This window comes from Nonomuraea sp. NPDC052129, assembly GCF_040680095.1.
Classification (GTDB): domain Bacteria; phylum Actinomycetota; class Actinomycetes; order Streptosporangiales; family Streptosporangiaceae; genus Nonomuraea.
This window is the reverse complement of sequence record NZ_JBFAVX010000023.1, coordinates 89036-103964: the sequence shown is the minus strand read 5'-3', so window position 1 is coordinate 103964 and position 14929 is coordinate 89036. Positions and strand designations below refer to the sequence as shown.

Genomic DNA, 14929 nt, shown 5'->3' with positions numbered 1-14929 from the left:
AGGTGTCGTCGCCCGCACGCCACACCTCCCTCATTCCGGGTGTTCACGCGCCCTTGCGCACCTCTGTGCGAGGGCTCGACTGCCTCGGCATGCTCCAGCAGAACGCCCACGCAATCCCCATTGGACCGCGGTTACATGCGTCCCTCACCGAGGGTCGGCCCAGCCCGGGAACGCCATGTCCATCGAAACGAACTCGTCGGTCCGTCCCTCACGCACCGCCCGTTCGGCGTGGTCGAAATCAGGGTTGGAGACCGCGATCGCATGCGACCGCCAGACACGCAGGAGCTCTTGAAGCTGCTTGAAGTGCCACATTTCGTGGGCCGCGTCCAAGGCAGTGCGATAGTCGCTGAGGAACTGCTCGTGCCACCTCTTCGGCAGGAGACGCAAGATCTCCGCAGGGTCATCCCCGATCTCGTGCAGCGGTTCAGTGGTCATGCCCGCAATGGGTTTCCGTTGTGGAGGTAGGCGGTTCGGCCGGTGTCGGCGGCGGCGATGGCTGCGTGTAGGCGTGCCCAGACGTAGGAGCGGAGCCGTTGTTGTGCCTGCTGTGGGGTGCAGAACTCGAATGCGCCGAGTTCGGTGTCGGCCAGGTGCAGGGCGGCGGTCTGCTGTGCGGTGAGGGTGCCGGCGTCGAAAATGAGCATGAGTGAGTCGTCCCAGGGGCCGTGTGGCGCGACCCAATCGAGGCACACCAACGCCATACCCTCGGGGAGTTGGAGGCCGAGTTCTTCGGCGAGTTCTCGCTGTAGCGCGTCTATCGGGGGTTCGTTGGCTTCGGCCATCCCGCCGGGCATATCCCAGTTGGGTTTGTATGTGGGGTCTACTAGCAGGACACGGCCGTGGTGGTCGCGGATGAGGGCGTCGACACCTACGCGCTTGCGGGCTTGCCGGGCATTGCCTTCGGCTAGGTGCGCCCGCCACGCGGCCGGGTCGCGCTGGTAGAGCGGCTGAGCAGTGGGATCAGTCATGGTGTCATCGGGCCGGTCCGGGGCTGCGTGTCGGTGGTCAGCCATTGATACAACCACAGCCGTTGCAGCAGCGCCTCGGCCAAGGACTCCAGAAAGTTCCGCGCCGGGGCGCTGGCCCGGTGCGGTTGGAGCAGGGCGCGGAGGTCGCGGAGCTGTTGAATCACCAAGTGTGAGCCTAGCGATTGCGTGGAGTGGAGGACATCGGCGGCGATGCTGCACCCCTGCTCTAGCTCGCCCCGTTCGATCATGATCGTGGCCAGGATGAGGTGCCCGAACGCTCGGCTGCGGGTGTGGCAAGTTGCCGGCCGGAGTTCGAGGATGCGTTGGGCGTGGTGTTGGGCTGCGGGAAGATCTCCGAGCTGCCGCATGCAGCGGGCAGCCTCGCTGGCCAGTGACCCCGCGTCAAACGGGCTCACCCACGCTGAGGGCTCCACGTCGTGGGTGCCCTGTAGGGCCTCCTCGGCGCGGTGCAGCAGGGTAAGCGTTTCACGCGGGTGCCCCAGGGTAGCGTGGCCTCGGGCCTGCATCGCCAGCACCCGCGCGGCCAACTCGGGATGACGCGGCGCGGACGCGAGCGCCCGTTGTCCTTCGTGGGCGTAGCCGATGGCCTCATCAGGTTGGGCCTGGTGGTGGGCCAGATGCGCGAGGCTTGCCAGCACGTGAACGCCCAAATGCCGGTCGTTTCCGACGCTGGACAGGTCCTGAGCCCGGCTGAAATGCCGCCGTGCCTGGTCGTCGTGTCCGGCGTCGTGGGCCATCCATCCCGCCATTTCAGTGAGCGCGGCGGCAGCGGTGAAAACCGCCGGGCCATCGCTGTCACGACCCCCGCCGAACAGCCGCGGGGCCATGTTGGCGTGCAAGTAAGCCGTCACGGTGGCGTAGAGGTGCGCGCCGCCGATCTGTGCATCCACCGCTCGCCACGCCTGCATCACCGCCGCATCACCACCGGCGCACCTGGTCGAGGGAATGGCGTCCATAGCGACCGGAACCGGAGGCGGTGGCGGCGCGGGGGCCGGGTGCGGTGGTGGGAGAGTGCGTTGCCGAGGCACCTGAAACCACAACAGGCCGGGTGGGATGTCGAGCAGTCGCGCCCACTGAATCAGCTTGCCGAGATCGCTCACGGCGGGGCCGTTTTCGATGCGGCTCAACTGGGGCTGGGTGACTCCCACCCACGCGCCGACGGCCTCCTGCCGTAGTGGGCGGCCGTGGTACGGGTGGTTGCGGTAGGCGGCGATCACGCGGCCCATGTGCCACTGGCCGAGCGCGGTGCGTATGTCGGGATGATCCCAGAATTCCGGCGGCACTTTCGGCGGCCCTCCGAGCGCACCGGCCGTGCCGCGCGCGCTGGCAGTGCAGGCCGCGCACCGGCCGCTGGTGTTGTCCCGCGCGAGTCGGGTTTCGCATACGCAATAGCGCGCGGGGGCATCCGCCATGTGGGCTCACCGTCACATCCGGGAGGGAGAATCCCTAGCTCGTCGAATGAAACCACGTGCTCACTCTCCGAATCCAGATATGCGCCGAGCGCATGCTGATATGCGTCATTGATCATGGCGGCACCATGGCATGCCAGTCACCGTGAGAGCACCCCACGGGAACAGTACGGAGGCGCTCAGTGACGGCACACCTTGAACCATCGGCACCGGTTATTGGCGGGGGGCGATCGGCGGCGGAGAGCCGCCCTCATGACGGGGCCGATCCAGTCCCCGATCCGGGAATGCCGCCCCGATCGGCTCTCCCAACCGTCCAGACGCGTCGGCTGGCAGTCGGGTACGTGCGGCTACTGCCCGACGCCTCCGGTGACGGCGGTGACCAACTCACCGCGCGCATGCGCGCATTCGCGCACCGGTCCGGCCTGGAACTGGTCAGCGTCTACACCGAGCCGCCGCATGTGTTCCGGCGGGCGGCGTTCGGTGCGCTGATAGAGGCACTGCGCCGCTCCGACATCTGCGCCGTCGTGGTGCCCGCGCCCAAGCACCTGTCGGAGTTCGATGGCATCTACCGGGCAATGCGCACGCTGATTGAGCTGGAAACCCGCTCTGAGGTGGTCATCATGTCCGAGGATGGGGCAACGTCATGAGCCCGAACCCCACGGCGCCGCGCGAGGTCCACAATCGGCAAGGCGTCGTGAGCAGCCGGTACGTGGCGGCCCTGTCTGACACAACACCCAGCACGGAGGTAACGTTGCTGGCGCTGCACACCGCGATCAGTATCGGTGCCCAAGTCGGTAGATTCACCGCCCGACACTGGGGCCTACTTGACCTAGAGGACACCGCCGAACAGGTCGGCACGCATCTGATCGCCCGCGCTGTGGAAACCACTGGCAATCCCGACCCGAATTTCCGCTACACCGATCTGGATCTCGCCACCGTGCGCGCGGTCGGCATCCGAGTCCACCGCCGGGCCGCCGCCTTGATCATCGACGTGTGGGACAGCGACCCCACTACACCACTACCCGCACCGGGCGGATCCCTCGACCACCATCTGGCGGCCGTACATGCTCTGGCGCGCCGGTGGCGCTGGTATCCCGCCCCCTGCGGCGGAAAAGTCATCTGGGCCGAACTTACCCCGCCAGATCACCATCAACCCGGCCAAGCGCCCTACCGCCTCGCCGGAGGTCTTCCCATCATCGAACTCCGTCACGAGCAGGCCGAAACGTGCGCCTGCCATGGGGCGTAACAGCTACTCCGCCCGGTGAACCCCACCAGCTTTGAGGAAGTCCTACGCGGCCTGACCGGACACGGCTTCGTGTTCATCGCCCAACGGGAAGTCTCTATGGTGGGGCGGGCAGCAGACGGTCAAGCCGGTAAATGGGTAACGGGCGGGTGCGATGAGGCGGAGGGGAGGGGACTAGCGTGTGCGCATGCGTTCACGTCGATCTGTTCTCGCCGTACCCGGTAGTAGCCCGAGGTTTCTGGAGAAGGCCCAGACTCTGCCGGTCGACGAGGTGTTCCTCGATCTGGAGGATTCTGTCGCGCCCCTGGTCAAGGATGAGGCTCGCAAGAACGTCGTGACCGCGTTGCGGGAGGGGGACTGGACGGGGAAGACGCGGGTCGTACGCGTTAATGATCTGTCGACGCAGTGGACCTACCGTGACGTGATCGAGGTGGTGGAGGGTGCGGGGGGCAATCTCGACTGCCTGATCCTGCCCAAGGTGCAGGACTCGACCGAGGTCGTCTGGCTCGACACGCTGCTCACCCAGATCGAGAAGACGATGGGGCTGGGGGTCGGGCGGATCGGGATCGAGGCGCAGATCGAGAACGCGCGCGGGCTGGTCAACGTGGACGCCATCGCGGGCGCATCCAGGCGGCTGGAGGCGCTGGTGTTCGGGCCGGCCGACTTCATGGCGTCGGTGAACATGCGCACGATGGTCGTGGGGGAGCAGCCGCCGGGTTATACCGAGGGCGATGCGTACCACTACATCCTGATGCGCCTGCTGATGGCCGCGCGGATGCACGATCTGCAGGTGGTCGACGGGCCGTACCTGCAGATCAGGGACGTCGAGGGGTTCAAGCGGGTGGCCAGGCGGGCCGCGGCGCTCGGGTTCGACGGGAAGTGGGTGCTCCATCCGTCGCAGGTGGAGGCGGCCAACGAGGTGTTCTCGCCGACGCAGGAGGACTACGACCACGCCGAGCTCATCCTGGAGGCGTACGACTACTACACGACCGTGGAGAAGCGGGGCGCGGTCATGCTGGGGGACGAGATGATCGACGAGGCCTCGCGCAAGATGGCGCTCGTCGTCGTGGCCAAGGGGCGGGCTGCCGGGCTGAGCCGTACGAAGACGTTCAGCCCGGAGAGCTAGGGCCCGTAAAAGCCGTCATGGCCTTTAAGCCGTCATGGCCTTTAAGCCATCATGGCCTTTAAGCCATCAGACCTTGAAGCCGATCGTGGTGAAGAACCAGAACGACGACGTGAGCCAGAGCCCGACCAGCGCGGTGAACGCGAGCCCGCCGATCACGGGCAGCGTCCAGCCTGGCGTGCCCCGCTTCGGCAGGGCCAGCATCTTGGCCGTGAACAGCCCGTAGAAGAAGCAGCCGAGCAGGGAGTGCGCGAGCACCCTGGGCACGTCGTACTGCAGCCCTAGGGCGTACAGGCAGTGGAAGGCGACGGGGATGGTCAGCAGGAAGGCCAGCCGGCCCGACCAGCGATGTACGGCCGGCGGAATGGAGACCCCGAGCTTGCCCCACATCGACAGGGCGGAGACGACCTGGACGGCGGCGAGCACGAACGCGCCCGTCGTCAGCCACGCCTTCATCGGCAGCGCGGCGGAGAAGCCGGCGGGGCCGACCGCGAAGCCGGTGGGGGCGTGGATGCGTCCGAAGACGCCGAGGGCGATCGCCACCATTCCGCCGATCAGCAGCGGAACTGACAGGGGGTTGAAGCTGGTCGGCCGGTGCGAGGTGACGCTCATTGCATCTCCTGAATGAAGCCGTCGACGTCCTTCGGGTAGAGGGTGGTGTCGTCGTCGAGCGGCACCGGCGCGGTCGGCTGGTAGGCGTTCAGTTGCGGGATCTGCAGCTGCTTCTCGTCCACGAACGCGGCGCCGACCTGCGTGAAGCCGCCTTGCGGGCGCTTCAGTACGATCCAGCCGGCTCGTAGCTTGGCGCCCCTTACCTGGGCGGTCGCCCGATAGAGGCCGGAGGGCTTGACGACGGTGTTCGCGGCGAAGGTCCACTTCTTGCCGCCGATCTTCAGCCAGCCGGTGGCCTTGCCACCGCCGAGCGTGCCGCCGACGGCCGCGGCGCCGAAGCCCCGCAGAGTGATCTTGCCGTCCTTCTCGTTGCCTTTGAACCAGGCCTCGGACTTGCCGTCACAGAAATAGCCGATGGTCTTGCCGTCGCGGGTGGAGATGGCGATCAAGCCGCCGTTGCCGCGTACGTAGCCTCCGTAGTCCGCTTTGTCGATGGTCTTCGGGGCGGCTTCGGCGGTTTCGGTGGGTTCGGGGGTAATGGTGGCGGCGGTGGCGGCGGGTTCCGCCGAAGGTTCAGCCGCGGCGGCGGTCTCGGTCGCGGGGGGTTCGTTGGAGGTGGCGGCAACCGTTGTGTTCGCCGCCGGTGTCGCGGTGATGCTGGCGACACCCAGCCCGACGGCGAGCGCGGCGCCCGCTGTCAGGGTGATGACAGGTCCCAGCCTTGACATGAACTGCTCCCAGGGTCGAAATGCTTACTCCACCGAGCATCCGCTCAAACTAACGGATCGTCTGTGAACTAATGCTCATCTCCCAGACAGAATGTAGAGATGCAGGAAAATCCTGGACCCCAGCTTCCGTACGGGACGCAGCCGCCGGGCCGGCCGGCCTACCCTTACCAGCCGCCGCCCATGCCCGTGCGAGAGCCGTGGTTCCGGCCGATGCCCAGGGGCGCGCGGTACGACTACCTGGCCCGAGTGGGTGACCGCGGTGCCTGGCGGGAGATCGTCGGGACGCTCCTGGTGGGCGTCGCGTTCTTCGTCATCGGTGCGGTGGTCATAGGCGTCGGCATGGTGCTGGCGACGATTCTCGGTATCAGCTCCTCGCTGACGGCCGGGGAGTTGTTCAGCGATCCGGTGTTCTCGCTGGTGGTGCTGCTGCTCTCGATCGCGGCCGTGCTCCCGGCGGTGTTCGGTACGGTCGCGCTCATCCAGCGGCGGCGGCCCGGGTCGCTCTCCTCGGTCGCCGGGCGGTTGCGGTGGGGGTGGCTGCTGCGCTGCCTGGGTGTGGCGGTCATATCTCTGGCGCTGGGGCAGGTCGCCCAGGTCGCCATGATGACGGTGACCAGGGAGCCGGTTACGGACCTGTTCGGCTGGGCCGGGTGGAGCGCGTTCCTTCCCGCGCTGATCGCGATCGTGCTGCTCGTGCCGTTCCAGGCCGCCACCGAGGAGTACATCTTCCGCGGCTGGGTCATGCAGGCGTTCGGAGCCCATCTGCGGAGCCCGATATGGGGGATCGTGCTGGGTTCGGCGCTGTTCGCGTCCCTGCACGGGTACTCGTGGATCGGGCTCATCGACGTCTTCAGCTTCGGTGCGCTCATGGCGTGGCTGGCGGTACGGACCGGAGGGCTGGAAGCCCCGATCGCCCTGCACGTGGCGAACAACATGCTGGCGTTCGGGATCAGCGCGGCTGCCGGGCATCTGGACAAGGCGCTGCAGCAGGGGAACGTGCCCTGGCAGGCGTTGGTGGGGACCGTGGTGCAGTTGGGGGCGTACGCGGTGGGGGTACTGTACCTGGCTAAAAAACGGTCAGTTAGCGATCTTTCGGGATAAATAGCTAGCTGGTGCCAGGAATCTCGCTAGAGAGGTCTCGCCATCCGGGCTCAGTCGTGTTGCTCTGGATCCAGTGGGTGGGCGAGGATTCCGGAGGTGATCATCTCGGCGAGGCAGGGTAACTAGCACTCATGTGCGATATTTCACGCCGCAGTGACATAAAAAAACGAAATAAGCGCATAAACGTGGACAGGCTGCCCTGGAACGATTCGGCATACCTCTCTCTACCGGGTCGTTCGCTCAGTTCGATCAGTACGTACTAGGAGGTGCGACGCGTGGCCTCCGGCCCCAGCGACCCGCCACGGCGACCGCCGGGTGATGACGACCCACGGCCCGAGGGAGCCGCCGACCCCCATGCCGCCAACGAGCCCCGGATCCGGCACTCTCCGCCGGGCCCCACCGATGATCGGGCTCGTGGCCTGCCTGCGGCCTCACCGTGGGGTATGCCGCCGTTCTCCTCCCCCGTCCCTGGGGACGAGCCTCCGGACCCGCCGAAGGGGCGCCGGCCGTACAGCTCCCCGACCGCGGAACCCGAGACGGAGCCGCGCCGCCGCCGGGTCGTGAACCACCCCGACAAGCTCGTGGCCGGCGGCCCACCCCGGACTGAGCCCGAGCCCCAGACCGAGGATGAGCCCGCCGAGCCCCGTTCCTGGTTCGAGACAGAGGACCAGCCGCAGGACGAGGATCAGCCCCAGTACGAGGCCCCGTACAGTACGCCGGACGACCCGGACGACGAACCCGAGGATGACGAGCCCGAGGTGCGGCGCGTCGGACGCCCGCCCGCCGGCCGCCCCACCAGACCGGACCGCCTCGTCGCGTCGGGCCCGCCGCGTCCCGGCGGCTCCAGCGGCAGGCACCACCGCGGCCCCGCCCCGTCGGCGGTCCGCCGGTCGAGTCCGGTACGGAGGCGCAGCCTGGCCGCGCCGACGGCCATACTCCTGGCGCTGGTGCTGCTCGTGGCGGGCGGCGTGCTCGTGTGGCAGTGGCGCTCCTCCGACAAGCCCGGACTGGCGCTGTCCGAGGGCACGGAACGTTCGGGCGACGAGCTGTTCACGGTGCCGTCAGCCGGTGACGGCTCCGATCAGAAGCTCAACGACATGACCTCGGTGGGCCGTGCGGTCGTGGCCGTCGGCAGCGACACGACGAGCCCGACGCCGCGGCCGCTGTTCCTGTTCTCGCCGGACAGCGGGAAGACGTGGCAGCTCGGCCAGGTCAACGGGTCGACCACGGCGACGGTCCAGCGGGTCGTGGGCGGCGACGGGCGCTGGCTGGCCAGCGGCGGCGACGGGGTGGGCGCCGAGCGCGGCCTGTGGACGAGCACCGACGGGTTCACCTGGGCTGCTGTGGAGCAGAGCGGTCTGTCCGCGTTCAGGAACGGTGACCTGATCTCCGGTATCGCCAGGACGTCGTCGGGATTCGTGGCGGTCGGCCGTACGACGCTCACCGGCGGCGCGACGGGACCCGCGGCCTGGCAGTCGCCGGACGGGCGCGCATGGGAGCGCGTGAACATGGGCGGGCTGGACGTACGCGAGCTCAAGGCGGTCGTGGCCAAGGGGAACACCGTCGTGGCCATCGCCGAGTCCGCCCCGGGCGACGGCTCAAGGGTCGTCCGGTCGAGCGACGGCGGCGCCACCTACCAGGCTACCGGGTTCCAGTTGCCCGAGGCGCGGACCGGGTCGTCGCTGGCCGTACTGCCCAAGCAGTTCGTCCTCGTCCCTACCAGGCAGCGAACGATCACCGGCGACGTACGCGTCTACTGCTCGCCGACGGGCGCGCAGTGGGCGCAGTGCGGCTCGATCCGCGGCCTGAGCGGTACGAGCCCCGGCATCGACTCGCTGATCAGCTACCCGTCGGGGATCGCCGCGGTCAGCCAGGCGGACCTCGGCAAGTACTCCATCCTGACCAGCGTCGACGGGCGCGGCTGGGCCAAGCGGACCGACCTCGGCAACCTGCCGGGCGCCACGCTGCGCGGCTTCACGATCTCCGACTCGGGCACCCTGTTCGCGGGCGGCGACCAGGCCACGGCGGACGTCGAGAACCAGCTCGTCCTCATGACCGCGCCCCCGCGCGGCGACGCGACGCGCGTACGGCTGACCGGCGTCGACGGCCTGTCACGGATCGCCCGCCAGACGAACCGCCTGGCCGGTTTCGACGGCCGGTACGTCGCGGTCGGCTCGGCCTCCGGCGACGCCGGCATCTGGACCAGCCTGAACTGGCAGTCCTGGACCTCCATGAGCCTCGGCGGCACGAACCAGCAGACCCTCGACGACGTCGCCCACGGCCGCCGCGGCTGGCTGGCCGTCGGCAGCACCCAGGCGGACACATCGGTCACCGACCCGCTCCTGGTGTCCTCCGAGGACGGCCGCACCTGGAAAAAGGTGACGGCCTCCGGTGATCTGGCCCGTCCCCAGGACCATCCGTACCTGGCCCTCCACGTCGTGGCCGCCGGCGAGTCGGGCTATGTGCTCGCCGGCGAGGACCGGAACGCGGCGGGCATTCCGGGCGCCGCGCTCTGGTTCACGCCAGACCTGCGCAAGTTCACCCGGTCGAAGAAGCTGCCGCAGGGGGGCTCCGGTGTGCGTGTGTACGACGTGGCCGCCACACAATCCGGATATGTCGCCATAGGCGGCTCGGGCAGCGGCGACCGGGAGAGCGCCGTGGTCTGGTTCTCGGAGGACGGCGTCAACTGGAAGTCCCGCGACCGCGTCTCGCCATCGGAGGCCGGCTCCGCCGGACTGCGGGAGGTGGTGGCGTACCAGGACAAGCTCATCGCCATCGGAACAGCCCAGACACCCGGCTCGCGCCGCGCCTTCGCCGCGGTCTCGGAAGACGACGGTACGACCTGGCGTACGGCCTGGCTGCCGGCCGACCAGGCGGCGGCCGTGTACGACCTCGCGGCGGCCGACCAGGGGCTGGTGGCGGTCGGCTGGCACGGCACACCAGGAGAGGGGGACAGCGCGGTCTGGCTGTCTGAGGATGGTTTGACGTGGAACCGGGTGGACCTGACGAAGGGGCGGCTGGCGGGGGCGGGGATGCAGTGGCTGGCGGCGGTGACGGTGATGGGATCGGAGGTGGTGGCGTTGGGCCGCTCTACGACCTACAACGCCGATCACATGATCCTGTGGACGTCTTCCCTTTCGTCTGACCGCTGACGCAGCAACAGAATCTGCAGCCGGGCCGAATGTGCCCGCGCTGTCTGCCGCATGTCTCGGTTTGCCGACGGCTGCCCCCGTCGGTTCCGGCCGTGACACGACCATGACACGGCGCGGACGAGGCGGGGACACGGCTGGCCGACAGTGGACGGGGTCGGCCGGCGGGCGAGCTACGGAGCGCGCTGCGAGGCGATCCGGCCGCCCGTACCGGGACGACGCTGTACGGCTCGGGCGGCCCCGGCACCACGGCGTCGCCCTCATCAAGCAGGGCGAGACGAACCGGCCGGAGGTGTCGTGCCCGTCCGTCGGACAGGAAGTCACGGCGAAGGTGATCATGAAAAGGGGCAGATGTGGCTGATAGCGGGAAATGGGACCGGCGTTCGCTGTTTCGGGGCGCCGCCGTGCTGGCCGGTGCCGCCGCGGCCGCGCCGCTGCTGGGCGGCGCGGCCACGGCGTTAGCCGGCAGCGGTGACGCGGACGCGCTGTTCAAAGCCGGCAAGTTCGAGCAGGCCGGCCGCGCGTACGAGGAGATCCTCAAGAAGGACCCCAAGAACCTGCACGCGGCCCGCCAGCGCGGCTATGTCGGGCTGCTGGCCAACAAGTTCCCCGACGCCGAGAAATACCTCAAGATGGCCTTCAATCTGGCGCCCGACGACAAGGAGACCAACCGTCTCCTGGGCGACTGCTACATCCGGCAGGACAAGTTCGCCCTGTCCGCACCACACTGGCAAGCGGCCGGCGAAGAAAGCTACGCCAAGTGGTTCGCGGCGGTCAGGGGCAAGGCGTATCAGATCCACGGCGAGACCGCGCGGGTGCCCTTCCAGCAGATGGACCCGATGCCGCTGGTGGAGGCCTCGGTCAACGGCGGACCGACGAAGCGCTTCATGTTCTACACCGGCGCCCCGAATCTGAACATGAGCGCCTCGGTGGCCAAGGAGGCCGGGCTGCGCCCCGTCGCCAGTCAGAAGACCGATTTCGAGGGCATCCCCATCTGGGCGTACTGGGGGATCCTGGACTCCTTCAAGCTGGGCGGCATCGAACTGCGCAACATCCCCGTGAGTTGGTCGGCGAGGGAGTCGGGCGAAGACGTCGACACTGACAGCGACGGCCTGATCGGCGCGTGGGTCTTCTACCACCTGCTGACCACCTTCGACTACGCGGGCCGGCAACTGATCCTGCGCCGCCGCACTCCCGAAACGGCCGCCAAGGCACGCGCCGACGCCTCACGGGCGGGCGCCGAACCCCTGCCGCTGTGGCTGGCCCGTGAGCAATACCTGCATAGCACGGGCAGCTTCACGGGCGTCGCCGGCTCCCGCACAGGGGTGGTGGGCGTGAACTTCGGCGGAATCGGCGAGATCGCCGCGGGCACGAGCGGGGGAACGGCCGAGCAGTTGGGGATCCGCGTCGACTACGACCGCCAGATCGGGACTTTCGCCCACAGCCACCCGGCCATCGCCTACCCCTGCTACCCGAAGGAGATCCGCCTCGGCGACGCCGTCGCCAAGGAGGTCTACTGCTACACGAACCCGAACCAGCCGATCAACGTGCCCTGGCCCTATGGGACAGGGTTCGACACGATGGGCTGGTTTGCCCACTGCTTCTGGAAGCCCTACAACATCACCATCGACACCACCGACATGAACCTCTACATCGCCCGCGGCAAAGCCACCTGATCACCGCGACCGCACGGGCGTCACGGGGGCTACCCGGAACTGCCGACTCCTGAGGTACGGCGTGTGACCGACAAGGGCACCTCGCCGGCGGTCTCTGCGAAGAAATTCGACTGCTGCCATAGAACGGGGCTTGGAGTGACGCTCAGAAGCCCTATGGGCGCCTCTGACGCGGGCGTTGCCGGGCAAGGACAGCCCTCCCCAAGGGAGAGTCGCGGCGGGCTCCCCGCGTCGCTCTGTCGCCCTTTGAGGCGCTGCTGGATGATCTCGAAAACGGCCTCTGACGTGGGCAAATACGGCCCATGCGGCTAAAATTCAAGGACCCGGTCGCATGGGCGGCCGGGGTCTGAGGAGGCCGTGAGTGAACCGGGATATTCGTACGGTGGAAGACGTCCTGTCCATGTTGGACCGCCTTTTCGCCGCGGATGCCGACCGATGGACGCCGAACGCCTCCTCCTGGTGGGACGAGTTCTACTCCGACCGCTCCACGCCCATCCCCTTCTTCGTCGACAAGCCGGACGAGAGCCTGGTGTCCTACCTCGATCGCGGCCTGCTCGCCCCGGGACGAGCCCTGGACCTCGGCTGCGGGCCAGGGCGCAACGCCGTTCACCTCGCCTCGCTCGGGTTCGAGGTGGACGCCGTCGATCTCTCTCCGGCCGCCGTGTCCTGGGGTCAGGAGCGGGCTCGCGAGGCGGGGGTCGAGGTCCGCTTCCACTGCGGCGACATCTTCTCCGTCGACCTGCCGCCCGGGCACTATGACCTGGTCTATGACTCCGGCTGCCTCCACCATCTGCCGCCGCACCGCAGGGTGAGTTATCTGAGCCTGCTGGACCGTCTGCTCGCCCCCGGCGGTCATCTTGGCCTCACCTGTTTCGCCGCCGGTGTCATGGGCTCCGAGTTGCCGGACGAGGAGTTCTATCGCCAGGGTCGCCTGCACGGAGGGCTGGCCTATACGCCTGAGGCGCTGCGCTGGATCTTCTCGGACTACACCGAGATCGAGTCGCGGCTCATGGTCGAGCAGGCGCCCGACGCGCCCGTCTTCGGCGTCCCCTTCCTGCTGGCCGCCCTGTTCCGGCGGCCGGCAGGTAATTGAGGGAGTGCGCGACGGCGATCCAGCGCCGGACCCTGCTCTACGGCCAGCCGGCGCCGGGGACCTCGACCTCGGTGGAGAGGACCTGGCCGGTTCCGGGTGGCACCATCTCGGGCATGCCGCGCCACTCCGCCGCCACGATGAAGAGCGTCGAGCGGTTCGCGCCGCCGAGTTCGCAGGCGAAGGCGCCGCGGTCGAGCTGGATGGTCCGCACCTTCTCTCCGCCTTCGCGGACGCGTACGCACTGCCGGTTGGGCACGTCGGCGTACCAGACGGCGTGCTCGGCGTCGACGCAGATCCCGTCGGGGACGCTGTCACCGAGGTCGGCCCACACCCGGCCGTTCGCGAGGCTGCCGTCGGGTCCGATGTCGTACCCCATGAGCCTTTTGCCGTACGAGTCGGCGACGATCAGTGTTGAGTTGTCCGGCGTCACGGCCAGACCATTGGGGAACGAGATGCCGTCGGCCACGTCACGTGCCAAGCCGTCGGGACCGACGTGTGTGACCGCCCCGGGAGCGAACTGTGCACCGCTGAGCATGTCGAAGCCCGCGCGGTCGACGTAGATGTTGCCGCGGCCGTCGATGACGATGTCGTTCCAGCCCTGCCCGATGCCGCTCAGGTCGGCGTGGGTCACCAGCGAACCGTCGGGTTCCATGCGCAGCAGCAGGGCCCGCGCCGAGTCGACGATCATCAGCCGCCCATCAGGCTGCCAGGCCGTGCAGAGGGGTATCGACTCCACCCGGGCCACGACCTCGTGCTTGCCGTCGAGGTCCAGCGCGATCATCTCGTGCGCGGTCCAGTCGGAGAAGTACAGGCGGCCGTCGTGCCAACGCGGCGCCTCGAGCAGTCCGAGGCCGGTGAGCCAGGTACGCAGTTCAGACATCGAAGTCTCCCTTCGCGACGTCTTCGAGCGTGACGCCTATGAGGACGAGGAGCACATATGGAGAGCGAAAGCTCATCACGACCTCCATATGTCAGGGACGTCGAGGCCGAGCGACCCGGTTCGACATCGTGAGCGGACGAATTCTGGCGAAACAACGATTTGCCCGGCCCATCGACCCGTCGATAGCATCGCGCCGGCGCGAGAGACGCGTGATCGCCGTGTGACGAGGGAGGTTGATGAATATGGCTGCCAGCAGCCCTCATCAGCATGCCCTTGTCCGGCCCGCGCGAAGCTAGCGCGGTCCGGGTCGTACGAAACGACCAGGAGTCACACGTGTCATCTTCCCCTTCACCGACCCACCCCGATCTGACCACTGCCCGCCTCATCCTGCGGGCATGGACCGACGGCGAGGCCGCCGCCGTCCTGAACGGCACCCGGCAGGCGCACTGGGCGGCGGATTTCCCAGCCGAGGGCGACAGCGTCATCGTCGGCCTCTTCGCCGAACATCCCGCCTGGCTGGGCGAATACGGCCACCGGCAGGTCATCGAGCGCGAAAGCGGCCTGGTGGTCGGCTCGATCGGCCTGTTCTGGCCGCCCGGCGACGGCACCCTTGAGCTCGGGTACGGCATCGTGGCCTCCCGTCGCGGCCGCGGCTACGCCCCCGAGGCCACCCGGGCCATGACGGCGCACGCCCTCACCGCACCAGGTGTGCACACCGTGTTCGCCAATGTGGAGCTGTCGAACCCGCCCTCGATCCGGGTGCTGGAGAAGGCCGGTTTCCAGCGGTGGAGCACTGAGGAGCGGACAGCCCGGTTCGGTGCCACGATGCCGGACCTGTCCCAGCGCTGACAGAGGGCCGGCGCGGGCTGTGACGGCGTAGCCGGCTGGTGGCCCCTTGGACTGCGCCGGGGGCCACAGTTCAAATATCC

The 14929-nt window shown here is 68.3% G+C and carries 14 protein-coding genes; 8 read left to right on the top strand and 6 right to left on the bottom strand.

Annotated elements, in window-relative coordinates:
- Nucleotides 1-144 precede the first annotated feature (144 nt).
- The 3 genes from AB0L53_RS38360 to AB0L53_RS38350 are packed head-to-tail and all read right to left on the bottom strand — an operon-like array spanning nt 145 to nt 2401.
- Nucleotides 145-435 carry a DUF6247 family protein gene (locus AB0L53_RS38360; protein WP_364004988.1) on the bottom strand — a complete coding sequence of 97 codons (291 nt, stop codon included), beginning with the start codon at nt 433-435 and terminating at the stop codon, nt 145-147.
- Complete coding sequence (locus tag AB0L53_RS38355) at nt 432-968, bottom strand: NUDIX hydrolase (RefSeq protein ID WP_364004985.1); 537 nt, start codon at nt 966-968, stop codon at nt 432-434. The genes AB0L53_RS38360 and AB0L53_RS38355 overlap by 4 nt, the downstream gene beginning before the upstream one ends.
- Nucleotides 965-2401, bottom strand: a complete 1437-nt coding sequence (locus AB0L53_RS38350) for a helix-turn-helix transcriptional regulator (RefSeq protein WP_364004982.1) — start codon at nt 2399-2401, stop codon at nt 965-967. The genes AB0L53_RS38355 and AB0L53_RS38350 overlap by 4 nt, the downstream gene beginning before the upstream one ends.
- Before the next feature lie 338 nt (nt 2402-2739).
- Between AB0L53_RS38350 and AB0L53_RS38345 the strand changes: the two genes are divergently transcribed.
- The 3 genes from AB0L53_RS38345 to AB0L53_RS38335 all read left to right on the top strand — a co-directional run bounded on the left by AB0L53_RS38345 (nt 2740) and on the right by AB0L53_RS38335 (nt 4767).
- Nucleotides 2740-3045 carry a hypothetical protein gene (locus tag AB0L53_RS38345; protein ID WP_364004979.1) on the top strand — a complete coding sequence of 102 codons (306 nt, stop codon included), beginning with the start codon at nt 2740-2742 and terminating at the stop codon, nt 3043-3045.
- On the top strand, nt 3042-3644 hold the full coding sequence (locus AB0L53_RS38340) for a hypothetical protein (RefSeq protein ID WP_364004976.1): 603 nt from the start codon (nt 3042-3044) through the stop codon (nt 3642-3644). Before AB0L53_RS38345 ends, AB0L53_RS38340 begins: the two co-directional genes overlap by 4 nt.
- A 184-nt stretch (nt 3645-3828) precedes the next feature.
- On the top strand, nt 3829-4767 hold the full coding sequence (locus AB0L53_RS38335) for a CoA ester lyase (RefSeq protein ID WP_364004973.1): 939 nt from the start codon (nt 3829-3831) through the stop codon (nt 4765-4767).
- Between the two features lie 66 nt (nt 4768-4833).
- Here AB0L53_RS38335 and AB0L53_RS38330 read toward each other — a convergent pair whose 3' ends face one another.
- Together AB0L53_RS38330 and AB0L53_RS38325 are read right to left on the bottom strand one after the other, a co-directional pair.
- Nucleotides 4834-5376 (bottom strand): DUF6529 family protein, encoded by a 543-nt coding sequence (locus AB0L53_RS38330; protein ID WP_364004970.1) that lies wholly within the window; start codon nt 5374-5376, stop codon nt 4834-4836.
- A complete protein-coding gene (locus AB0L53_RS38325; protein ID WP_364004967.1) occupies nt 5373-6104 on the bottom strand; it encodes a hypothetical protein in 732 nt (243 codons plus the stop codon). Before AB0L53_RS38325 ends, AB0L53_RS38330 begins: the two co-directional genes overlap by 4 nt.
- A 99-nt stretch (nt 6105-6203) precedes the next feature.
- Here AB0L53_RS38325 and AB0L53_RS38320 point away from each other — a divergent pair, with 99 nt between their 5' ends.
- From AB0L53_RS38320 to AB0L53_RS38305, 4 genes are all read left to right on the top strand, one after another.
- Nucleotides 6204-7205, top strand: a complete 1002-nt coding sequence (locus AB0L53_RS38320) for a CPBP family intramembrane glutamic endopeptidase (protein WP_364004964.1) — start codon at nt 6204-6206, stop codon at nt 7203-7205.
- Between the two features lie 275 nt (nt 7206-7480).
- On the top strand, nt 7481-10357 hold the full coding sequence (locus tag AB0L53_RS38315) for a hypothetical protein (RefSeq protein ID WP_364004961.1): 2877 nt from the start codon (nt 7481-7483) through the stop codon (nt 10355-10357).
- 350 nt (nt 10358-10707) lie between these two features.
- On the top strand, nt 10708-12030 hold the full coding sequence (locus AB0L53_RS38310) for an aspartyl protease family protein (protein WP_364004958.1): 1323 nt from the start codon (nt 10708-10710) through the stop codon (nt 12028-12030).
- Nucleotides 12031-12388: 358 nt separating this feature from the next.
- Nucleotides 12389-13120, top strand: a complete 732-nt coding sequence (locus AB0L53_RS38305; protein WP_364004955.1) for a class I SAM-dependent methyltransferase — start codon at nt 12389-12391, stop codon at nt 13118-13120.
- A gap of 37 nt (nt 13121-13157) precedes the next feature.
- Here AB0L53_RS38305 and AB0L53_RS38300 read toward each other — a convergent pair whose 3' ends face one another.
- Nucleotides 13158-14000: an SMP-30/gluconolactonase/LRE family protein gene (locus AB0L53_RS38300; protein WP_364004952.1), complete on the bottom strand. Its 843-nt coding sequence runs from the start codon at nt 13998-14000 to the stop codon at nt 13158-13160.
- Nucleotides 14001-14333: 333 nt separating this feature from the next.
- Here AB0L53_RS38300 and AB0L53_RS38295 point away from each other — a divergent pair, with 333 nt between their 5' ends.
- A complete protein-coding gene (locus AB0L53_RS38295) occupies nt 14334-14849 on the top strand; it encodes a GNAT family N-acetyltransferase (protein WP_364004949.1) in 516 nt (171 codons plus the stop codon).
- The last annotated feature ends 80 nt before the right edge of the window (nt 14850-14929 follow it).